The following is a 19806-nucleotide window of genomic DNA, read 5'->3' as shown; positions in this document are numbered from 1 at the left end:
CAAGAGCCCGGGGCTGCTTTGTTGTCTAGACCGCGCTAAGCGCCTTGCACCAGATCCGCACCAGAAGGCTTCCCTCTGCCCTTCTGCCGGGCGGCCCGCACAAGGTCATCCAGTCCGCTTGCGACTTCCTGTTGCCGCTCCAAGTCCGAGTGCTGATAGATCAGCGCGGCCTTCTCCGAGGACTGCCCGGCGCGGACCATCGTGTCCTTGAGGGTGGCCCCGGATCGGGTCGCCAGCGTGTGCCCCGTGTGCCGAAGATCGTAGAAGCGGAAGCCCTCCGGCATGCCGACCTTGGCACGGGCCTTGCGCCACTTCCGCCCGAAGGAGGTGCGCCGGAACGGGGCGCCCTTCTCCCCCACGAAAAGCAGTCCCTCCGGGCCCTTCTCGGCGTACCAGTCGAGATGCCGCCGAAGGTCGGTCCGCAGAAAGGCCGGCAGGACCACAAGCCGCTTGCCCGCCTCCGACTTGGTGTCACCAGGAGCACGCCGCCCGGTCGCCAGCTCGGGCGCGGCCATGCGCACGCGGATGGTCATGGCGTCCAGGTCGACGTCCTTGCGCCGCAGCTCGGCTTGCTCCTCTGGCCGCATCGGACCGTACGCGCCGAGGTAGACCATCAGCCGCCAGCGAGGGCCAAGCGCGTCGGCGAGTGCGTCGATCTGGTCGACGGAGGCGATCTGCCGTTCAGTGGACGACTCCTTGCCAGCACCCTTGATGCGGCAAGGGTTGCGGCGGATCAGCTCGTCGTCGACGGCGGTTTCCATGATGGCCTTGAGCAGTCGGTACGCCTTGGCCACGGTCGTGGCGGCCCCGGTCTCTGCCAGCCGCTCGGCCCGCCAGGTGCGGACGCGGGGCGCGGTGATCTCGTCGAGATCCAGGTTCTCGAAGGTGGGGAGCAGGTGCAGCCGTAGAAGCCGCCGGTACAGCTCATCGGTCGTGGCGGAGAGGCCGCGCTCGTCGACCCATTGGTCCGCGTACTCCTTGAAGGTCACAGCCCCGGCGTCCGGGTCCTGCCAGTTGCCGCGCGTGAGGTCGGCCTCGATCTGCGAGAGCCACACCTCGGCGTCCCTCTTCGTGTCGAACGTATCGGGCGCGCGGAACTCCTGCCCGTCCGGGCCCAGATAGCTCGCAGTCCAGCGACCGGACCGGTACTGACGGACCGCACCAAAGCGCCGACGAGTGCCCTTGTTGTTGGCCATCAGGCAGCCCTTGCGTAGCGGAAGCGGCGACGGCGGACGGGCTGGACTGTGTTGCCGTCGATGTAGGCGTTCAGTGCGCTCTCCGCGATCCGCACATGGCGGCCGACCTTGACGAAGGCGATCCGGCGTTCGGCGATGAGCCGACGAGGAAAGCGCGGAGTGGTGCCGAGGCGCTCGGCGGCTTGCTCGACGGTCAGCAGGTGGTCACTCACGACCGATCTCCTTCCGAGGCGAGGGCTTCGCGGGCGGTTTCGCGGTTGAGCTGGAGGTCTCTGGCGATGGAGGCAGCGAGGGCGGACTCACCGGGGGGGGTGGCCATGTCCGGCGTATTGCCAGGAGGCGAGGACGAGCACGGTGTCCGGGTCGCCCACCTGTTCTTCCTGTGCGGCGCGGTAGTCGGCGCGGATCTGGCGCAGGGCGCCGAGGGTGGTGGAGTAGCGGCGCGACTTGGTGGAGAAGTGGCCGCGGAAGCCGAGCATGTGGGCCCAGGCCGCGAGCTTGCGGTCGGGATAGAGCGGGGCGAGGTCGAGGCAGGCCTCGATGAGGCGCCGGGGGTGGTCGGGTACATCGAGCAGGTCGAGGACTTCCCGGTTGCCGATGCGGCGGTCCAGGCTGCCGGTCGACTCGGCAGCTTTGGTGGCGTACTTGGCGACGTAGGAGGCGACGGCCGGTTCGGTGATGTCGGAGCCATCGCCGAAGGCTCGGATGGGGCGGATGTCGAGCTGCTGGCCCCAGCGGAAAGGCCGGCAGGGCTGGTCCCCGGCGGCGGGCACGGTGATGCTGGTGTACGCGTGCGCGACCGCGGCACGGATCGCGTCGGTGAGCACCGCGACCGTGGCCCAGGAGGGTGGCGGGGAGTCGGGCCCGTCCGGTCCGTCGAGTCGGATCACGGCGTGGAAGTGGATCGCGCCGCGCTTTTGGAACTCGGCGACCTTCCCGTAGGACAGCCGCAGTTGGTCGGCCAGGGCGCGTTGGGAGAGTCCGGCACAGGCGGCGAGTTCGCGGCGCAGCCGGGTGGTGAAGCGCTGCCACAGCTGCCCGGCGTGGTTGTTGAAGAGCACGGCGGCGGCGTAGTCGTAGGTGGCCGGGTCAAGGGCGGTGCCGAGGGCGGGGTCGTCGTCCTGGTGGCGGGTGCCGCAGCGGCAGACGCCTCGGTCGGGCTGGTTGTGGACGGGGCCGAAGGACGGGGCGGTGAGGGTGGCGAACACGCGGGGGTGATCGCGGACGGTGGCGGGGATGTCCTTGGATTCGTCCCCGGCGAGCCCGGCGCGGATCAGGTGGTAGGTGTCTCCGGCGTAGGTGAAGGCGCAGGAGGGGCAGCGGGAGGCGCGGCGGTTGCCGCAGGCGACGCGGAGGCGTCCGTCCGGTTCGGTGTCGGTGGAGTAGTGGCGCAGGGTCTCGCCGGTGGTCTTGTCCTTGGCGAGTGTCCAGCCGGTCAGGTGGATCGGGTCGGAGCAGCCGCCGGTGCGGCGGATCTGGTCCTGCCAGCGGTCGAAGCCGGGGGACCCGGCCACCCGCAGCACGTCGCCGAGGGTGGCCGGGTCCAGGCCCGCGATGGTGGCGGTGTCGGTCACTAGCGCCGCCCCCTCTTGGGGGTGCTGGCGTCGTCGCAGCGGGGGCCGCTCAGGTTGTTCTTCCGGCTCTTGTCCGGGGCGGGACGCCTGCTGTCGAGGATGCGGTGGGCGTACTGGATCCTGAGGCTTTGGCTGCCCTGGCGCTTGGCGCGGTCGATCTCTTCGCCCATGTCGTAGTCGTCGGGTTCGCGGCGGCTGAAGACTCCCATCAGGCCGACACCCCCACCGTGGTGGCGATGTGCGTACGCCGGACGGCCAGGCGGATGCCGGTGCCGTGGCAGGCCGGGCAATGGACGGTGATGGTGCGGAGGTGGCCATGACGGTCACGGCCGCCGAGGGTGACCCGCGCGGTGGCGAAGCCGTCGCAGCTGGGGCACACGCGGGCCGGGGCATGGCTGTGCTGGGGCATGATGGGCAGTCCTTCCGGTTGTGAGATCGGGTGGGGCGCGGCGTCCGGGCGGCGGAAACCTGGCAGTGGAGGCCGCCCGGGGGCCGGTCAGCGGCGGCGGTTGCGGCGGGTGGAGTAGGCCGGCGGGATGTCGGTGTAGTTCTTGCGGCCCTGCTCGAAGGAGGCGCGGTCGGCGTCGGTCGGCTGGTTCTTGCTGAGCTCTCGGGTGATGCGGTTGAGGGCTTTGCGGTCGCGGTGGCGCTGGGCGATCGCGTACTCGCGGCCGAGTTCGGCCATCGCGGGGTTGGCGGGCTGGCTGTTGTTGCTCTTGCGGTTGAACAGGCCCATGACGGGGTTCCTTTCAGCGCTGGGTGTGGTGGTTGAGCAGTGAGCGGAGGACGACGGCACAGACCGCGACCGAGGCGGCGGTGACGGCGACCGCGAGGAGCATCGAGACCAGGACGGCGCCGACGACCAGGACCATCGCGGTGCCGCCACCGATCAGAGCGACCAGAGCGCCGGGGGTGAGCTGGACCGCGGGCCGCGGCGCCGCCGTCGGGGCGACGGGGGCCGGAGCGGAGGGCGCGGCGGGGACCGGTGCCGGGGTGTGCTGGACGACGGCGGGCGGGGTGCCGATGCCGGTCGGCGTGGGCATGGTGGGGATCTTCGGGCGGAACATCGGGTGATCTCCTTTCTGTGGCGGGTTACTTGACGGCGGTGTCGATGACGGGGGCGAGCAGGCTGTCGGCGAGGAGGTAGCCGCCGATCAGGAGCACGGCGACGAGCCACCAGGGCGGGCGGATGAGCTTGATGCCGAGCCAGCCGACGACGATCAGGGCGAGCCAGAGCGGGACGTCCATGACGGGTCTCCGTTCAGTCGGCGGGGCGGCAGCGGTGGGTGCGGGCGGCGAGCTGGGCGGCGGACTGGCTGGAGTAGTCGGCGGACCAGCCGCAGCCGTCGTTGCCGCAGACGGCGGCGTGCTTGGTGCGGCCGTGCCGGTTGCGGTGGGTGCCGATCTGCACCGGGCCGATCCGCATCACGGAGTGGAAGAAGTCGCGGGCGGGCATGACGGTGGGTCTCCTTTCGAGTCAGGTGAGTTGGGCAGCGATCGCGTCGGCCATCGGGGCGGGGACGCCGAGGCGGGCACGGTGGCGACGTTGGCGCCGAGCGAGGCGACCAGGGCGATCAGGAACCAGCACCAGGCCAGCCGGGACGGGCCGTCGCTGCGGAGCCGACGCCAGGCGGCGACCAGCAGCAGGTCCACCGAGATCGGGTAGGCCCACGCCTTCCACCCGGTCTGTCCGGCAGCGGCGGCCAGGTCGTGCAGGTGGGCGAAAGACAGAGCACCGGCGATCACGGCCTGCACAAGCACGGCATCCAGTCGGATCGAGCGGATCACGTCTTCACCTCCTTCGCAGGGTTCAGTCGGTGGGTGCAGTGCCGGTGCCGAAGCAGGTCAGGCAGAAGGCGGCCTGCCGGTCGGCGGTTTCGCGGGGCTTGCGTGCGGAGCCAACGCGGACCGTTTCGGTGATCTCGCCCACGCCCTTGCAGTCGGGGCACTTCTTCGCCCGGGGCTTACGCGGCGCGGGGCTCTTGCGTGCGGCCATCGTCAGCACCCCGTTTCGGGGCCGTCGGTGGGGCCGTAGCCGGGCGGCAGCGGCGGCAGGAAGCCGCAGGGCAGAGACGCGGCCAGCGCCGGGGCCATCGCGGCGACGAACTCCTCGTCGGCTCCGGGACCGTGCGCGTACAGGGCCAGCGCACCGAGCAGGTTCACCGTGCGCTCGAAGTCTTCGCGTTTGTCCATCGGGGTCACCTCCGGTTTCAGGCATGGGGCGGGTAGGGACGTGGCGCGGTGCGGTCGCACCGAGCGGTGTGCCGGGGTGGGTCAGGCAGTGACGGGCGCGGCGGCCGGGGCCGGGATCTCGACCGGGTCCGGGCCGGTCAGCGCGGGCCGGAAGGCGGCGAGCGCGGGCAGGTCTGGGGTGCGGTCGGCGTGCCGGTTGCAGGTGTTGACGGCCTGGCGCAGCGAGGTGTGCGGGGTCCGGATGCGGGCCCAGCCGCCGGTCGAGTCGCCGGTGACGGCGAGGCCGGGTGTCTCGGTGGGAATCTGGATCGCGGCCAGGACGGCGTCCGGGGAGATGTCGCCGAAGGCCATGTTCGCTGAGGGTTCGTCGTTGACGCGGTGGGCGGTGCGGCCGGTGAGCTGGGCGCGAAGCATCGTGATGCCCTTGCCGAGTTCGGAGCCGAAGCGCTGCCCGCAGATCTCCAGATAGATGCCGGCGGCGCGGCCGAGTTGGGCGAGGCGGACGAGTGCGGTGACGATCCGGTCGCGGCGCTTTTCCTCGTCCTTCGAAGCGAACAGGGCGAGTTCGGCGACCTCGTCGACCAGGAGGACGACCGGTATCGGGCGCAGGCGGTCGGGCAGGTCCCAGATGTCGGCGGCGATCTCCGCATCCGGTACATCGGCGGTGATGCGCTGCTCGGCGCGGATCAGGTGGTAGACGCCCTCCATATGCGTGACGAGCGCGTCGAGGAGTTCGGCGGCAGTGTCGGGGTTGTCGGCCAGCGCGCTGAAGCGGCGGGCCAGCGGGAAAAGCTCGACCCCCTGCTTGCAGTCGATGCCGACCAACGCGACATCCTGCGCGGCCAGTTCGGCGACCAGGTTGCGCTGATACACGGACTTACCGGACTTGGTGGCACCGAGCGTGAGCGCGTGCGGGGTGGTGCGGTAGTCGCGGTAGTGCACTGCACCGTCCTCGCGCAGGGCGACCGGGACCCGCATCGGGGCGGTGTCGACCTTCGCGGGCATCTGCACCCGCTTGAGCACGTCGTAGCCGGTCATCCGCAGCTCGACCACCCCCGAGCGCAGCTCGCGGGAGGTGACGCCGTACATCGCGAAGGAGTGGCGCAGCCGGTCGGTGGCCGCTGCCACGTCGAAGGCGTCCTGTCCGGGGCGGAGCCCCAGCCGTAAGACCAGACCGGTCCGGGTCGGCCGCAGCCGTAGGATGCGCGGCGAACGGGACTCGGGGGCCGGGCGGTTGGTCATCCGGGCGAAGGTGAGCCGCCAGCGCGGCGGCGGCACGGTGAGCCCGCAGGCATCCATGACCGAGCCGTACCGCACCAGGACCCGCGCTGTGGCGAGGGCGACGCCAAAGGTCAGCCAGTACCAGGCGGGGCGCCGCCACCGCAGAAGACCCGCAGTGACGACGACCAGCCCCAGGAAGCCGGTCAGCCACGACATGCTCACGCCGCCTTCGGCTTCGCAGCACCGGCGGCCAGCGAGGTGACGGCGACCGCGCGGAAGGCGATGCCGTGCCGAGCGTCTCGCTCCCACGGCCGGGCGATCAGACCGGTCAGCGCGACCGGGGTACCCATCGCTAGGTCACCGGAGATGCCGGTCTCGGGGACGGTCACGGGCAGGAGTTCCACGCTGTCGTTGGCAGCGAACATCACGTTGACGGTCATCAGCGGCCCCCCGGTCTCAGCGTCAGTGGCGACCTCGCCGGTGCGGCGGTCCTTGATCTTCGGCTGCGGGGGCTGGGCCACCATCATCGAGGCGGCGGTGGTGTGGACGGGGATCTGACGCATGGAGATCACTCCTCTAGAAGTGCTGGACTCCGTCACTCATGTATATGAGTGACGGAGAAGAGTGCCTGACTCCTGTACATGAGTCAACCCGCCGAGACGAAGAAGTCCCGGCGGGCTGTGAGGAGTTGAGCGAGCGTCAGTCGGTGGCGGGGATGCGGTAGCTGAAAACGAACTGGTCGGCGGCCATGAGGGTGTCGCAGACCTCGACCACACGACCGGTCTCGGTGACCGCGTCGCGGACGAGGTGAACGACGGGTGCGCCGGGGCTCAGCGCCAACTCGGACGCCTCAGCCTTGGCGGCCGGGCGCGCTTGCAAGGTCTCGACGAACTCGGCGAAGATGTGGCCGTCGTCCTCGAGCCGGGCGTAGATACCGCCGGGGCCGGGGTTCTCGGCGAACAGTTCGGGGATGTCCTTGACCACGTCCCATGGGAGGTACGAGGTAGCCGTCTCCACCGGGACGCCGTTGCGGAAGTAGAGGCGTCGGCGGGCGAGCACCTGGGCGCCGGCCTCCACGCCGAGCCGTTCGGCGATCTCCTCGGGGGCCTCCATCGGACCGATGTAGAGGACGCTTACCTTGGCCGTTGCCCCGGACTGCGCAGACTCCGCCAGGTACGCGGCCTTACCGCCCCGTCGATGCGATGCCCGGAACCGATCCGACGACCGCAGCCGCACGGGCGGCCGGTCCTTCACCATCGAGCCCTTGCCATGGCGAGTGTCCACCAGCCCACTGGCCCGGACCTCCACCATCGCCTTACGAATCGTCCCGCCGGAGACGCCGTAGCGCTCGACCAGCTCGGACTCACTCGGCACCATGTCACCAGGCTTGAGGACACCAGCCCGGATCTGCTTAATGATCTCGTCGGCGATCTGAACGTACCGAGGTACGGCCCTGCCACCTCCTACCGCAGTTCCCACAGTCCTTCTCACTCTCCTATGCTCCTGTACATGAGTAACAGCGCCCGCGAAGCCCAGTCAACGCCACTGCACTCCGTGTCGGTGGCAGGAGCAGTGGCTCGCGAGGACGGCCGCCTCTTGGCAATCCGCCGAGCGGATAACGGGACCTGGGAGCTGCCGGGCGGAGTTCTCGAACTCACCGAGGCCCCGGAAGAGGGTGTAGTCCGTGAGGTCTTGGAGGAGACGGGCATCCGGGTCGAGGTCGACGAGCTGACCGGGGTCTACAAGAACACGACCCGCGGCATCGTCGCCCTGGTCTTCCGCTGCAAGCCCTCAGGCGGTACCGAGCGAACCTCGTCCGAATCGACGGCAGTTGACTGGCTCACGCCCGCCGAGGTCGCCGAGCGGATGTCCGAGGTCTACGCGGTCCGGCTGCTCGACGCCTTGGACGAGGATGGCCCCCACGTCCGGAGCCATGACGGCAAGCACCTGATCCAAGCGCGGTAAGAGTTTCCCTACTCGATCAAGGCGGCTCGCTCCGCTCGCCGCGCGCGGCCCCGGCTCCAGCGCCGGGGCCCGACGCTCCTGTCTCCGCCCCGCTCCGGGCCCCGGCTCCGCCGGCCGCGCGGCTAGAGCGAGCACACCTGATGCGGTGGACGGTAGCCCGCGGTGGCTGGGGCCGGTCGGTTCCACGGCTTTACGCAGCCACCATGGGGCGAGCCTCGAAGATCACGGCCCCGATCGGGCAATTGCGGGCAGGCGAGGAGCCGGCCCGATCGCGGGTCAGCGTAAGGGGCCATGATCTCTCGCCCCATGGCAGCTCCCGCCCAAAGCCGCTCCACCGACCGCGGCGCCTACCTCCCGCTCACAGGTGCCTGAGCTGCGAGATCTGTGGGCTCAGCCAACGCGGCGCGGCCGACCCGGATCAAGATTCAGCATTGGGGCAATATCCCGCGGGAGAAAGCCTTGTTCACCGGGCGTCTGATCTGCGGCCATCCACAGAAGTTTTTCTTCCCCACAGGCAGTGGACACAATATGCGCTGGTTACAGCCATATGGCGGTTGACAGTCCACCGGTATCCACAGTGCCGCCCCCCGGTCTGCCCACAGAATCTGGGCAACTGCCCACAGCTACTGGCGAGTTATCCACAGTCGCTGTGGCCTGACAGTTTGGATGACGTCTCGTCACCTGCCACGATCAAGGCAGCACTACGGACCGTTACAAGCGAAATCGGCGGTCTGCTTCGTCAGGGGCGTACGCCACCATGGGGCGCGCCGACATACGTAGGGCGCCCGGGATTCTTTGGCGAGAGCCGGGCGCCCCAGAGGAACCAAGGAGACTCATGCCCATCCCAGCCCTCAGCGTCCTGTTGCCCACGGAGAGCGGACGCACACTTCGGACTGTTGCACAGGGCGCCGACAGCCGCAATTTCCTGATCATGCTCGGTGTGGTTGCCGGGTGTGTGATCAACGGGGACACCGCCACAGCGAACCTCAAGCAGTCGACATGGTTGGTGCTCGTCGTCGTTGTGCTCGTCGTGGCCCGCACCATCGAAGATCTGGTACAGCGGCGGACTGCGGGTCATGTTCACCGCACCGTCGGTGACATCAATAGCTGACACCAACAGCAGCAAACACCGGCGGTTACGGCCGATCACCACGACCACCGAGGCCGGTGAATCGGCTGCATCCCTTGGCGTAACAGGGATGCGGGACCTACCTGATAAGGATGAGGCCAGACTTCAAAGCCTTCGTACCGCGCGGGCGCCGTCCTCAATCGATGGGCGGCGCCCCGCTGGTTTGACTCGGTCCTCGCCCGCGCCCGTGCCGCATCCGGCGCCAGTGCCGCGACCGGCACGCGGACGAGCAGAACACTGCCGTCGCTTTCGCCGCCGGCATCAGCGGACCACCACACCCCCGGCACAACCGCGGCCCAGTGCCCTCGTCCGTGACCACGACCAGCCGCAGCCGGGGCACCCCGTCCCTGCCCATGGAGTCACCGTACGACCGACAGGGCCGTGTTTCAGTGAGTCTGAGGGCACGCCGACCGGTGGTTCCGCGCTCATCCTGCTGAGGCGATCGATGACCTCCACGATGTCTGCTGTAGGACGTTCAAGAACACCCATCAGGCTCTGAAGCCTCGGACGCCGTTGGGGGTGCCGATGCCGGTGGGTCCGTCGTAGCCAGGAACGGCGGTGCACAGGTACGAGCCGCCGCAAGAGCCGTTGGAACCCTCGACGATGTCGTTGAGCGCCCAGGGGCGGGCGTAGGGGTAGGAGTTGGGGCGGTCGTTCGGACCGGGGTTGCCCGCCAGGGCGTACACGCCGGCGATGATCGGGGTGGAGACGCTGGTACCCGCGACAGTCAACCATCCGGCGTCGGGGGTCGTTGTGTAGAGAGCGACATTCTCGGCGACCGCAGAGACATCGGCGACGGTGCGGTTGGTGCAGCCAGCGTCCTGTTGGAAGGGCGGCTTGGGCTGGATCAGGCTGCAGCCAGACCCGGCGCCGGGCCAAGCGGTCTCCAGCCAGCCACGTCGCCGGGGCTTCTGCCCACCATGGGGCTCCCAGCCGGGCTGTCTGCTCCGTTCCAGCCGGGTTCCCCCCACGCCGGTGACGAACTGGGAAGCGGCGGGCCAGTTGAGATTGGGGAAGCCTCTGTCGCCCGAGGAGGCCACGAACGCGATGCCGGGATGGTTGAAGTGAGTCTGGTCGCGGACCAGCTGAAAGGGGTGTTCAACATCGGTGCCCCAGCTCATGGAGATGAACTTCGCGCCCTGGGTACGGGCCTGGGCCACTGCGGTGAGCAGATTGCCGATGGTGTCGTCGTTGGCCTCGACCAGAAGGACATTGCAGGTTGGGCAGGTGGCGCTGACCATCTCGATGTCGAGGGCCGCCTCTACCGCCCAGCCGGGATCAGTGGTCGGGGGCGGGGTGGTGCCGCCGTTCTGGTTGATCTCGCGGAAGCACCCGTTGGCGGGGGTGCACGGCGGGAGGTGAAACTGGCGGCGGTAGACCGCCAGGTCGTTCTCGGCGGTGGGGTAGTTGAAGGCGACGACGACGGCCACGGTCCGCCCCTCCCCGGCGCGCCGGGGCAGGTCGTAGGCGCTTCGGAGGTCGCGAGGGGTTAGGCCCTCCGGCTTGCCCCCTGGGGGTACGGACGCCAGCGGGGCGGGGTCGGTGCTGATCAGGGAGTGGCAGGAGGCCTTGTCCAGCCCGGGCGAGGGATCACACGCATGACGGTATGCACCCTCCCTCTGGCCGCGGTCATCCGCAGACCCGGTGGCCTGTCGCTGCCGCGCGTCGTCGTCCGTGGTGCGGGCGTGGGCTCCAGAAGGAACCACTGCCAGGCTCAGGGCCAGAAACACTGCCCCGAGCACCCACCGCAAGATCCGCACGGGCCGCATGACGCTCCTTTATTTCTACGGGCGCACAAATGAATCCACCCACGCCTCAGCCATGAGACGGGCATGAGGCCCGAGTTGCGCAGGAGCCATGGGGGAGTTTGTGCCACGTCAAGCGGCATCGTCGCCCAAGCAGATACCGTGGATCGTGCCCGCCACGGGCATGCCGCCAGACGACGCAGGAGTCTCAGCCAGATGGCGCACGTAGGAGCAGCCGTGGACGAGAACGTCCGGACGAGCAGGTGTTGTGTCCTGCGGTGACCGAAATGCTTGTTATGCACGGCCCAGAAACAGCTTCTAAGTGACGTCTGCCTGCGCCGTAGCGGCTCGCGCCGTCTGGAGCGCCGCCTTCGTCTGCCATCGGCCGACGAGCAGAGTGGCAGGGACGCTGACCGCTGCCACGCCGGCCTCGACCAACGCGCCGATACCCTGAAGATCCATCCGTGCCCCTCCCGGCGCAACGATCCCACAGCAGCCCGGGGTAGACCGCGTGCCTTACCCATCGAGTGCGCAGGAGACAGGGACACAACCCGTGGCCAGGACAAAGATCACCCCGAACGAGCAGCCTCACGTCGATCGCCAAAGACCTGATCGATCCGTGGACGAGTTTCACGAAGGCTGCGGCCAGGGTCGTCCGGTTCGGGCGTGCGGAGAGTCCGGAGACGTCGAGGAGTTGGCGCGCCAGATCTCTGGCCAGGCGACCAGCCCATGGGGGCGGCAGACTGAGTGTCTAACTGCGTGACAACGCCGACGTACACCGGCGGACGAGCGCGAACGCGTACGGACCGTCTGCGCAGGCGACGACAACACCACCCCAAGGCAGCGCCCCCGCCCCAGTTGCTTCGGGACGAAGAAGTCTTACAACCAACAGGCGACGGGGAAGTGTCGCACCAGACGTGCACCAGAACGGGCGGTGCACCGCGGTAAACGCGGGTCACCCAACACCTGGCCGGTGCCAGGCCAAGACCAGCGTTCTTGCAGCTCAGCGCCACATCCGTGCAGCAATGATCAGTGATTCCCAAGCTCAGAGCGCGGGTTCGATTCCCGTCACCCGCTCCATACAGAAGGCCCAGGTCATGGACCCGGGCCTTTCTTGTTGTCTGGACCACGCTAGGCGTCTCGTGCCCGTTCCGTGCCCGATGCTTGATCGACCGGCTCGCTCGCAGCCTTGTCGCGCTCGGCCCGCACGAGTGCGTCGATACCTCCAGCCACTTCCCTCTGCCGATCCAGGTTCGAGTGCTGGTAGATGAGCGCTGCCCGCTCCGAGGACTGTCCGGCGCGGACCATCGTGTCCTTGAGCGTGGCGCCGGACTGAGTCGAGAGCGTGTGGCCGGTGTGACGAAGATCGTAGAAGCGGAAGCGGTCGGGCAATCCGACCGCCGTACGAGCCCTGCGCCACTTCCGCCCGAAGCTCGACCGCCGGAAGGGAGCTCCCTTCTCCCCTGCAAAGAGCAGGCCGTCCGGCGTCTTCTCCACGCACCAGGCGAGGTGTCGCTCAAGTTCTCGCTCCAGGAAGGCCGGCAGCACCAGGAAACGCCGTCCGGCAGCGGACTTGGTGTCGCCTGGTGCTCGCCGTCCGGTGGCGAGTTCAGGCGCAGCGCTGCGAATCCAGACGCCGATATTGTCCGGATCCACGTCGGTGCGTCGCATCGCTGCCTGTTCCTCGGGGCGGGCGGGTCCGTACGCAGCCAGGTAGACCATCAACCGCCACCGTGGGCCAATGGCGTCCGCCAAGGCGTCGACTTGCTGCACTAATGCGGTGCTCACGCATGAGCGCCCTCCCGGGCCGTTCTGGGGCCGTGAGAGGGCGCTCAATGGCGACCAACGTCGACAGCAGGTCAGGGCGTTGATCGATGAGGCGGCCGCAGGTCGCGGCCGCCGGTGAGCAGTTGTCGGCGTACCGGCCGCGCCCGTCGCCTACGGCCCGCCGTCGAAGAAGCCGGACTTCAGGTTCCCGATGATGGCGTCGAGTGGACGCCCACTGACGACGAACGGTCCGCCCCAGGGCGCGCTGAGTGCGAAGAGCAACGCCAGGCTCAGCCCGACCACACTCGCAACACCTACGATCAGCAGTGACGTTCGCAGGCTGCTACGGAAGACCAGCGCGCCGGAGTTCACGATCAAGGCCAGTCCGCTGACCACAAGCGTGACGACGTAGAGGGCGGGAACGTCGCGCGAGGCGGCCGCAACGCGGGCGCGACGATTACTGGTGACACCGTCCATGGAAACCACCAGCTCCGTGCCTGTCGGGGTTCCCACCTCGGGGCGGGCCGCCTCGGCGCGCACACTCCGCTCCAGCCGTGCGATCGCGCGAGCGGTGGCGGGGTCGTCACCGGACGCCGCTGCTGTAGCCTCCCACTCCCTGGCACGCGTGGTCTGCAAGTAGTCCAGCAGTGCCGCATGGATCGGCTCCGACTGGACTCGCGGACTTGTCGCCGACCATGCCAGGCGGGAGGCCGCGGCCGCCTCGTCGCTCACCAACCCCTCGGCTGCGCGCAGGTAGCCGGCCTCGCTGGCCAGTGTGAGCGCCGCAAAGATCGCGAAGGCAGCGCCGAGTGTCGGCATCAGGGGCGTGGCGATCTGCGGCACCCGATCCCGTTCCTCGACCGGTACGAGCGCCCGGACGCCGACCCGCGCCACGGCCGCGACCAGTAAGGCAAGTAAGAGCCCGCCCACAACCAGCACTACCGCCGGCAGCGAGGTCAACCAGTTCACCACATCACCTACAGCGCGTTACCGCGAGCGCCACACGGCGGCGGCACATCGGCCCCCGCGACCTGGAGCTCCTCGTCGATCACTTTTGATGAACGCTCCATGATCACAGGTCGAAGGCCTTTGACGCTCGCGACGCCCGGCACGGCATCTCGTTTCGTTGGCCAAATTCATCGAGGCCGGCGGCCCTGACGGCCAGCGCTTCGGCCACGGTTCCGACAGGGCATTCAACGAGGCTTTGTCACAGCTGCGAGATCGCATCCAGCAACAAGCAGACGAGGTCTCGAACCGTTACAAGCTCACGGGCCTCAATCTTCCAGAGCACTGGGGAAGGGCAGAGCGCTCGTAGATGGATGTGATCACGGTTTCAGCCCACCTGGCCCCGCTCGAACAGGCTGGCCCCCTTTACAACGGGCCAGTGCTGCAGCGATAGGGACTGAATCGCCCGGCAGGTGCTCGTGCCAGATCCGTGCCGGACGGAGCGGACAACCGCGGTCAACAAGGGGTCAGGAACGGATGCGCCGGATGGCTTCACTCCCGCATTGCTGCTGTTCAGGGGGCCGACCTGCCTAGATCGCCGGTGATTCCCAAGCTCAGAGCGCGGGTTCGATTCCCGTCACCCGCTCCAAGATGAAGGCCCAGGCCAGGGATACGATCCCCGACCCGGGCCTTTGTGTTGTCTAGACCCTTCTAGGCTCCGCGCACCGCTTCCGCACCACTTGAGCCCTCTCCGGGCTGGTCCGAGCCCTTCTGGCGCGCGGCTCTGACCATCGCGTCCAACCCACTGGCGACCTCTTTCTGACGCTCGTGGTCCGAATGCTGATAGATCGGAGCTGCCTTCTCGGACGACTGCCCGGCGCGAACCATCGTGTCCTTGCGCGTGGCTCCCGAACGCGTCGCCAGGGTGTGCCCGGTGTGGCGAAGGTCGTAGAACCGGAAGCCGTCGGGCATCCCGACTCGAGCGCGGGCCCTGCGCCACTTCCGTCCGAAGGAGGTGTGCCGGAAGGGCGCGCCCTTCTCCCCCACGAAGAGCAGTCCACGCGGACCCTGGGATTGTTGCGTACGAGCGCGTCGATGACGACCATGCGGGCGTGCGGGTTGCGGTCCAGCCATTGCGCTATGGCTTCCACTCCGCCCTGAGGGAAGGGCGGTCACTAGGGTGACCGGCCGACGCTTTCTGTCCCCCGAGCAGCTTGCCCATGCGGGTCTGCAACCGGCGCGGGGTGTACTCCAGAGCGATCTCCGAGACCACGCATGGGGTGTTGCCTCCCGCTGCTGAGCAGGGGCGTCTCTCAAGGTACCGACGTGGTGGTGAACGAGTAGCGGATCTGAGCCCCCGCGCCACCCACAGCGTGTAGCGCGGAATGGGAGAAAACCCGGACGGAGTGTCCGGGTCTGATGGACCGCACCCGATGTGTCCCAGCTCTCCGACTGCCCGGCTGGGGCGCTGACCTGGAGAAACGGTCCGACAGCGGAAACAGACGCTGTCCGAACCATCTGATTACGGAGCGCATCAGGTTGCCGCGCACACATTCTTGGGCGTGCACCAGAAATCGAACACATGACCTGCGGTGGCGCCAGGTTCGCGCGGTGGTCAGCGGGGGGCTGCCCTCCGGACTCCTCTTCGCCCACAGCGACATTGGCGTTTCCCAACCCTGTCCACGCTATACAGGGAATCATTGCCGCGACACGACACAACAAGCACATGGTGACTCGGGGGACCACGATGACCGACACCTCGCAGCGGTTCTTCATCAGCTACGCGGGTCTGGACCGCCCATGGGCGGAGTGGGTCGGCTGGCATCTGGAACAGGCTGGTCACCATGTCATCCTCGATGTCTGGGACTGGAGCACAGGAGACAACTTCGTCCAGCGCATGGATCAAGCTCTTGAACAGTCCGACGCCGTAGTGGCCCTGTTCTCCAAGTCTTACTTCGACCCCGATCGGTGGACTCAGGAAGAGTGGACAACCACCGTCGTCCGCAGGGACCGCCTCATTCCGCTCGCCCTCGAACCCATCACAACCACCGATGCCCCCCCTCTCCTGGCCGCAAAGCTCCGAAAGAATCTCCACGGCCTCGACGAGACTGCCGCTGTCACTGCCTTGCGGGAGGCGATCAACGGCGGGACACGCCCAACCAGCCCCCCGCCTTTTCCAGGCACAGCTCCGGCACCAGGCTTAGGCACGGCCTCAAGCAGTACAAAGCCTCGGCTGCCCAGTAGCGCCGGCCAGCCCGACGTGTGGAACGTGCGCCGCCGCAACCCTGACTTCTCTGGCCGTGAGGCTCTCATCGCCCAGCTCCGTGAAGGCCTGCTCAGCGGGCAGCGGGCCGCCGTGCAAGCGCTGCACGGGATGGGCGGCATCGGCAAAACACAGATCGCCCTGGAGTACGCCCACCGCTTCGCCGGCCAGTACGACCTGGTGTGGTGGATCGACGCCGAACAGTCCGACCAGATACCCGTTCACTACACCGAGCTGGCCGACCGCCTCGGCATTGCTAAGCCCGACGCCGGCTCCGAGCACAACGCCCGTGCTCTCCTGCACCACCTGCGCACCCGGCAGTGCTGGCTCATTGTGCTCGACAACGCCGAAGACCCCGATCAGATCGAGCCCTGGCTGCCTGACGGGGCCGGCCATGTTCTGATCACTTCGCGCAACCCTGACTGGCGCGGTATCGCCAATCAGACCGGCTTGGACGTCTTTACCCGCTCCGACTCACTCGCTTACCTCAGAACTCGTATTCCGGGCATCGCTTCCGAGCAGGCAGATGTCCTCGCGAAGGACCTCGGAGATCTCCCCCTGGCCGTCGCTCAAGCAGCAGGCGTCATCGGAAACGGCATGACTCTAGGCCGCTACCGCCAGCTCCTCACCACCAGCACTGCAGAGATCCTCAAGGAGGGCGATACTCGCGGCTACCCGGCGTCGCTGGCAGCCGCGGTCGGCATCGCCACCGCCCGCCTCGAGGACGACCACCCGGACGCTGCGGCGTTGCTACGCCTCGGTTCCTTCTTCGGCCCTGAACCCATACCGACCACTTGGCTGGAGGTCGCCCGCCCTGAGCTGACAACCATCTCCGGTGATCCGGGCAACCTCATGTGGCCACAAGCCGCCCTGCAACCTCTCAGCCGTTACGGACTCGCTCGGGTCGACCACGAGACGTTCCAAATCCATCGCCTCACCCAGGCCGTCCTCCGCGACCAGACCAGCCCACAACAAGCCGGGCAGATTCGCAGCGACGTCGCCACCGTCCTCGGGAGCGTCGACCCAGGCGACCCGGAAGCCCCACATACCTGGCCCGCCTGGGCCGCTTTGGCATCCCACCTCACCGCCCAGCTATTGGTCTTCACCGACCGCCCCGAACTGCGACGGATTCTCCTCAAGGCCGCCTTCTTCCTCATCCGGAGTGGGCAGCCACGCAGCGCCCATTCCCTCGCCACGTCTCTGCACCAGTCATGGGGCGCTGAGCTGGGGCAGGAGCATCCTGACAGTCTCACCTGTATGCAGTACCTCGGCCACGCAACGGCTGATCTCGGTGATATCAGCGGAGCCCTGCCTCTCATCGAGGACACTTTGGCCCGTCGGCGGCGCGTCCTGGGCGACGACCACCCCGACACTCTCCATTCCGCCAATGACGTAGGCGCCATCGCGGGCAGGTCGGGCCACCTCGCGCAGGCGCGCCGCATGAATGAGGACACTTTGGCCCGTCGGCAGCGCGTCCTGGGCGACGACCACCCCGACACTTTGGCCTCGGCACATCACTTCGCCATCAGCCTGTACAACCTCGGCGAGCAGGAACAGGCCAGTCGTATTGAAGAGGACACATTTGCCCGTCGGCGGCGCGTCCTGGGCGACGACCACCCCGACACGCTGGGCTCCGCCCACAACCTCGCCATCACCCTGCGCGAGGCTGGCGAGCTCGCACAGTCGCGCCGCATGGATGAGGACGCATTGGCCCGTCGGCGGCGCGTCCTGGGCGACGACCACCCCGACACTTTGGCCTCCGCACATCACTTCGCCATCACCCTGCGCGAGGCTGGCGAGCTCGCACAGTCGCGCCGCATGGATGAGGACACATTCGCCCGTCGGCGGCGCGTCCTGGGCGACGACCACCCCGACACGCTGGGCTCCGCCCACAGCCTCGCCATCACCCTGCGCGAGGCCGGCGAGCTCGCACAGGCGCGCCGCATGAATGAGGACACATTGGCCCGTCGGCAGCGCGTCCTGGGCGACGACCACCCCGAGACGCTGGGCTCCGCCCACAGCGTCGCCATCACCCTGCGCGACGCTGGCGAGCTCGCACAGTCGCGCCGCATGAATGAGGACACATTCGCCCGTCGGCAGCGCGTCCTGGGCGACGACCACCCCGAGACGCTGGCCTCCGCCCACAACCTCGCCATCACCCTGCGGGGCCTCCGCCACTACTCGGACGCCGTCCAAGTACTTGAAGACGTACGCAGCCGCTTACGACGGACGCTCGGTGACGACCACCCCAGGACTGCGGCTGTCACCAAGAGTCTCGCCGACACGCTAATCGCCATGGGGAAGCGATTCGCAGCCCAGCGGCTGTTGGCGAGCCAACAGAAACGTGGCAAGCGACGTCCCGGGCGCAAGCGTCGATAGCCGGCCCCACTGTCCCCGCTGTCCGACTGTCCGACTGTCCGGTTGAGCCAACGACCTGCGGAAACGAACTGGACAGCCCAAAGTGCGACTGTCCGGGCTGTCCGGTCACAGACGGCTGAACCCGGGTCGCCAAGGTCCGGAGCAAGAACCAGGGCAAAAGAAGACAGGCTTTGAGTCGGCCATTGAGACGTTGAGCGCGGCAGGCATCGTCAGTGGTGCCACTTGGAGTGCGCACCATCGGCACTGGATCGAACGCCCAGGGGTGGGACATGAAGAAGGAGCGCGAGCGGTTCGCACTGCTGCGGATCACCGGGAAGTACGGCGGCAGTGTCGTCGTCGAGTTGAACGACTCGTATGCCCCGGGCATCCCGGACGTGAAGGGACAGCTCCTGGTCCACAACGACTTCGTGTCCGGCGTCCACGACACCCACATGGAGCCGGGGGACCTGTCCGGCTGGGCGCACGTATTGGACGAGGTCGCCGTGGGGAACGACGCCGTCTGGCGCGAAGCTGCGCGAGTCGCCGAGATCGGCATCCGCCTGGACTGGCGGGACGACCACGATCGGATCACGGTCACCATCGCAGACCAGCAAACCACAAGGTTGGCCGTCTCCCTCACCATGGACCGCGGCTGGATCGACGAGCAGCGTGTCCTGCTCGAGAGGCTCCGCGCCGTCTGGGCGCACCTGATCCCCGTGGGCTGAGGAGCTTCAGAGGGGGCCGGCCCCGTGTCCCACCCCTGTCATCAGTCGACGGCCTTCAAGCCGCCCAGGGCGTCTCCGAGGCCGAGTTCGGTGGCACCACGGCTCTGGAAGCCCTGCTTGAACAGCTCAGCCGTGCGCTGCTGCACTCCCTCGCCTCGGACGAGTGCTGGAACAGCGCGGCGTCTGCGCGAACTTCGGCAGGAGCTGGCAGGCTGACGGCGTTGATGGCCGACTTGGCTGCGATCAGCGCATCGCGTGGGAAGCCGCTCATACGCGCGGCGATGCCTGCTACAAACTCGTCCAGTTCGGCGTCGGGGACCGCACGGTTGACCCATCCATAGCGTTCGGCGAGGTCGGCGTCGAAGTCCGCCGACGTCAGCACGGCTTCGAGTGCACGGCCCCGGCCCAGCAGACGGGTGAGGTGCTGGATCGCGCCCGCGCCGGGGGGTGTTCCGATTCCCACTTCGGGCTGGCCCAGGATGGCGTTCTCCCGGGAGGCGAAGCGCATGTCGCAGGCAAGGAGGAACTCACTGCCCGCTCCCCGGGCACGGCCGCGCAGCTTGGCGATGGTGACGGCCGGCAGCTGGCTCAGCTTGCGAAACAGCATTCCCAGGGAGGCATCGCCGGGTCCTCCGGCCTTCGCGGCCTCAGCGGTGTACTCGGGGCATGTGCCGCCGGCCGCCCGGGCGGCCCGTACCTACCTCGATGTGGCGTTCTTCCACCCC

At 68.2% G+C, this 19806-nt stretch carries 21 protein-coding genes and 5 pseudogenes; 5 read left to right on the top strand and 21 right to left on the bottom strand.

Translation table 11 applies throughout. The features are described 5' to 3' along the window. Positions 1-35 precede the first annotated feature (35 nt). The 15 genes and pseudogenes from ACFYWI_RS14940 to ACFYWI_RS14870 form a co-directional block, all read right to left on the bottom strand. On the bottom strand, positions 36-1196 hold the full coding sequence (locus ACFYWI_RS14940) for a tyrosine-type recombinase/integrase (RefSeq protein WP_389230900.1): 1161 nt from the start codon (positions 1194-1196) through the stop codon (positions 36-38). Then, complete coding sequence (locus ACFYWI_RS14935) at positions 1196-1408, bottom strand: helix-turn-helix domain-containing protein (protein WP_389230897.1); 213 nt, start codon at positions 1406-1408, stop codon at positions 1196-1198. Before ACFYWI_RS14935 ends, ACFYWI_RS14940 begins: the two co-directional genes overlap by 1 nt. Beyond that, a pseudogene (gene repSA, locus ACFYWI_RS14930) lies at positions 1405-2770 on the bottom strand (replication initiator protein RepSA). The gene ACFYWI_RS14935 and the pseudogene repSA overlap by 4 nt, the downstream one beginning before the upstream one ends. Beyond that, positions 2770-2979, bottom strand: a complete 210-nt coding sequence (locus ACFYWI_RS14925; RefSeq protein WP_389230894.1) for a hypothetical protein — start codon at positions 2977-2979, stop codon at positions 2770-2772. Before ACFYWI_RS14925 ends, repSA begins: the two are co-directional and overlap by 1 nt. Then, complete coding sequence (locus ACFYWI_RS14920; RefSeq protein ID WP_389230891.1) at positions 2979-3179, bottom strand: hypothetical protein; 201 nt, start codon at positions 3177-3179, stop codon at positions 2979-2981. Before ACFYWI_RS14920 ends, ACFYWI_RS14925 begins: the two co-directional genes overlap by 1 nt. 87 nt (positions 3180-3266) lie before the next feature. Beyond that, complete coding sequence (locus ACFYWI_RS14915; RefSeq protein ID WP_389230888.1) at positions 3267-3506, bottom strand: hypothetical protein; 240 nt, start codon at positions 3504-3506, stop codon at positions 3267-3269. 13 nt (positions 3507-3519) lie between these two features. Continuing rightward, positions 3520-3837 (bottom strand): SpdD-like protein, encoded by a 318-nt coding sequence (locus ACFYWI_RS14910; protein WP_389230885.1) that lies wholly within the window; start codon positions 3835-3837, stop codon positions 3520-3522. Positions 3838-3862: 25 nt separating this feature from the next. Then, a complete protein-coding gene (locus ACFYWI_RS14905) occupies positions 3863-4018 on the bottom strand; it encodes a hypothetical protein (protein WP_389230882.1) in 156 nt (51 codons plus the stop codon). A 13-nt stretch (positions 4019-4031) separates the two neighbouring features. Next, complete coding sequence (locus tag ACFYWI_RS14900) at positions 4032-4226, bottom strand: mobile element transfer protein (RefSeq protein WP_389230879.1); 195 nt, start codon at positions 4224-4226, stop codon at positions 4032-4034. Between the two features lie 80 nt (positions 4227-4306). Then, positions 4307-4555: pseudogene (locus ACFYWI_RS14895) on the bottom strand (DUF2637 domain-containing protein); the annotation flags it as partial. A 25-nt stretch (positions 4556-4580) separates the two neighbouring features. Next, positions 4581-4766 (bottom strand): hypothetical protein, encoded by a 186-nt coding sequence (locus tag ACFYWI_RS14890; protein WP_389230876.1) that lies wholly within the window; start codon positions 4764-4766, stop codon positions 4581-4583. Positions 4767-4768: 2 nt separating this feature from the next. Beyond that, a complete protein-coding gene (locus ACFYWI_RS14885) occupies positions 4769-4963 on the bottom strand; it encodes a hypothetical protein (protein ID WP_389230873.1) in 195 nt (64 codons plus the stop codon). 81 nt (positions 4964-5044) lie between these two features. Further along, a complete protein-coding gene (locus ACFYWI_RS14880) occupies positions 5045-6400 on the bottom strand; it encodes an FtsK/SpoIIIE domain-containing protein (RefSeq protein ID WP_389230870.1) in 1356 nt (451 codons plus the stop codon). Between the two features lie 2 nt (positions 6401-6402). Next, a complete protein-coding gene (locus ACFYWI_RS14875; RefSeq protein WP_389230867.1) occupies positions 6403-6747 on the bottom strand; it encodes a hypothetical protein in 345 nt (114 codons plus the stop codon). Between the two features lie 136 nt (positions 6748-6883). Then, positions 6884-7663 (bottom strand): GntR family transcriptional regulator, encoded by a 780-nt coding sequence (locus ACFYWI_RS14870; protein WP_389230864.1) that lies wholly within the window; start codon positions 7661-7663, stop codon positions 6884-6886. A gap of 18 nt (positions 7664-7681) precedes the next feature. On the opposite strand from ACFYWI_RS14870, the gene ACFYWI_RS14865 reads away from it, so the two are divergent. Both ACFYWI_RS14865 and ACFYWI_RS14860 read left to right on the top strand, forming a co-directional pair. Then, a complete protein-coding gene (locus ACFYWI_RS14865; RefSeq protein WP_389230861.1) occupies positions 7682-8149 on the top strand; it encodes an NUDIX hydrolase in 468 nt (155 codons plus the stop codon). 835 nt (positions 8150-8984) lie between these two features. Then, a complete protein-coding gene (locus ACFYWI_RS14860) occupies positions 8985-9260 on the top strand; it encodes a hypothetical protein (protein ID WP_389230858.1) in 276 nt (91 codons plus the stop codon). A gap of 506 nt (positions 9261-9766) precedes the next feature. On the opposite strand, the gene ACFYWI_RS14855 is transcribed toward ACFYWI_RS14860, so the two are convergent. From ACFYWI_RS14855 to ACFYWI_RS14840, 4 genes and pseudogenes are all read right to left on the bottom strand, one after another. Then, positions 9767-10708, bottom strand: coding sequence for a S8 family serine peptidase (locus ACFYWI_RS14855; RefSeq protein ID WP_389230855.1), 942 nt, complete (start codon positions 10706-10708; stop codon positions 9767-9769). Between the two features lie 633 nt (positions 10709-11341). Then, positions 11342-11485, bottom strand: a complete 144-nt coding sequence (locus ACFYWI_RS14850) for a hypothetical protein (protein ID WP_389230852.1) — start codon at positions 11483-11485, stop codon at positions 11342-11344. A gap of 669 nt (positions 11486-12154) precedes the next feature. Next, positions 12155-12805: pseudogene (locus tag ACFYWI_RS14845) on the bottom strand (tyrosine-type recombinase/integrase); the annotation flags it as partial. A gap of 156 nt (positions 12806-12961) precedes the next feature. After that, positions 12962-13750, bottom strand: coding sequence for a hypothetical protein (locus tag ACFYWI_RS14840; RefSeq protein WP_389230849.1), 789 nt, complete (start codon positions 13748-13750; stop codon positions 12962-12964). A gap of 166 nt (positions 13751-13916) precedes the next feature. Between ACFYWI_RS14840 and ACFYWI_RS14835 the strand changes: the two genes are divergently transcribed. Continuing rightward, the gene (locus tag ACFYWI_RS14835) at positions 13917-14105 is read left to right on the top strand and encodes a hypothetical protein (protein ID WP_389230846.1); all 189 of its coding nucleotides are present in this window, start codon (positions 13917-13919) and stop codon (positions 14103-14105) included. Positions 14106-14446: 341 nt separating this feature from the next. Here ACFYWI_RS14835 and ACFYWI_RS14830 read toward each other — a convergent pair. Then, positions 14447-14806, bottom strand: a pseudogene (locus tag ACFYWI_RS14830) (site-specific integrase); the annotation flags it as partial. A gap of 676 nt (positions 14807-15482) precedes the next feature. Between ACFYWI_RS14830 and fxsT the strand changes: the two are divergent. Both fxsT and ACFYWI_RS14820 read left to right on the top strand, forming a co-directional pair. Then, positions 15483-18377, top strand: coding sequence for an FxSxx-COOH system tetratricopeptide repeat protein (gene fxsT / locus ACFYWI_RS14825; protein WP_389230843.1), 2895 nt, complete (start codon positions 15483-15485; stop codon positions 18375-18377). 269 nt (positions 18378-18646) lie between these two features. Beyond that, entirely contained in the window at positions 18647-19081 is a 435-nt protein-coding gene (locus tag ACFYWI_RS14820) for a DUF5959 family protein (RefSeq protein ID WP_389230840.1), read from the top strand. 55 nt (positions 19082-19136) lie between these two features. On the opposite strand, the pseudogene ACFYWI_RS14815 reads toward ACFYWI_RS14820, so the two are convergent. Continuing rightward, a pseudogene (locus tag ACFYWI_RS14815) lies at positions 19137-19703 on the bottom strand (enoyl-CoA hydratase/isomerase family protein); the annotation flags it as partial. Positions 19704-19806: the final 103 nt, after the last annotated feature.

Origin of the sequence: Streptomyces sp. NPDC002889 (assembly GCF_042888425.1) — a bacterium.
In the GTDB taxonomy this organism is placed as follows: Bacteria; Actinomycetota; Actinomycetes; order Streptomycetales; family Streptomycetaceae; genus Streptomyces.
The sequence above is the reverse complement of the archived record's forward strand: the minus strand, read 5'-3'. Positions and strand labels throughout refer to the sequence as shown.

Excerpts from the sequence above, each read along its gene's own strand:
- ACFYWI_RS14940 (WP_389230900.1), bottom strand. The coding sequence starts at position 1,196 with ATGGCCAACAACAAGGGCACTCGTCGGCGCTTTGGTGCGGTCCGTCAG.
- ACFYWI_RS14925 (WP_389230894.1), bottom strand. The coding sequence starts at position 2,979 with ATGGGAGTCTTCAGCCGCCGCGAACCCGACGACTACGACATGGGCGAA.
- ACFYWI_RS14920 (WP_389230891.1), bottom strand. The coding sequence starts at position 3,179 with ATGCCCCAGCACAGCCATGCCCCGGCCCGCGTGTGCCCCAGCTGCGAC.
- ACFYWI_RS14915 (WP_389230888.1), bottom strand. The coding sequence starts at position 3,506 with ATGGGCCTGTTCAACCGCAAGAGCAACAACAGCCAGCCCGCCAACCCC.
- ACFYWI_RS14910 (WP_389230885.1), bottom strand. The coding sequence starts at position 3,837 with ATGTTCCGCCCGAAGATCCCCACCATGCCCACGCCGACCGGCATCGGC.
- ACFYWI_RS14905 (WP_389230882.1), bottom strand. The coding sequence starts at position 4,018 with ATGGACGTCCCGCTCTGGCTCGCCCTGATCGTCGTCGGCTGGCTCGGC.
- ACFYWI_RS14900 (WP_389230879.1), bottom strand. The coding sequence starts at position 4,226 with ATGCCCGCCCGCGACTTCTTCCACTCCGTGATGCGGATCGGCCCGGTG.
- ACFYWI_RS14890 (WP_389230876.1), bottom strand. The coding sequence starts at position 4,766 with ATGGCCGCACGCAAGAGCCCCGCGCCGCGTAAGCCCCGGGCGAAGAAG.
- ACFYWI_RS14885 (WP_389230873.1), bottom strand. The coding sequence starts at position 4,963 with ATGGACAAACGCGAAGACTTCGAGCGCACGGTGAACCTGCTCGGTGCG.
- ACFYWI_RS14880 (WP_389230870.1), bottom strand. The coding sequence starts at position 6,400 with ATGTCGTGGCTGACCGGCTTCCTGGGGCTGGTCGTCGTCACTGCGGGT.
- ACFYWI_RS14875 (WP_389230867.1), bottom strand. The coding sequence starts at position 6,747 with ATGCGTCAGATCCCCGTCCACACCACCGCCGCCTCGATGATGGTGGCC.
- ACFYWI_RS14865 (WP_389230861.1), top strand. The coding sequence starts at position 7,682 with ATGCTCCTGTACATGAGTAACAGCGCCCGCGAAGCCCAGTCAACGCCA.
- ACFYWI_RS14860 (WP_389230858.1), top strand. The coding sequence starts at position 8,985 with ATGCCCATCCCAGCCCTCAGCGTCCTGTTGCCCACGGAGAGCGGACGC.
- ACFYWI_RS14850 (WP_389230852.1), bottom strand. The coding sequence starts at position 11,485 with ATGGATCTTCAGGGTATCGGCGCGTTGGTCGAGGCCGGCGTGGCAGCG.
- fxsT (WP_389230843.1), top strand. The coding sequence starts at position 15,483 with ATGACCGACACCTCGCAGCGGTTCTTCATCAGCTACGCGGGTCTGGAC.
- ACFYWI_RS14820 (WP_389230840.1), top strand. The coding sequence starts at position 18,647 with ATGAAGAAGGAGCGCGAGCGGTTCGCACTGCTGCGGATCACCGGGAAG.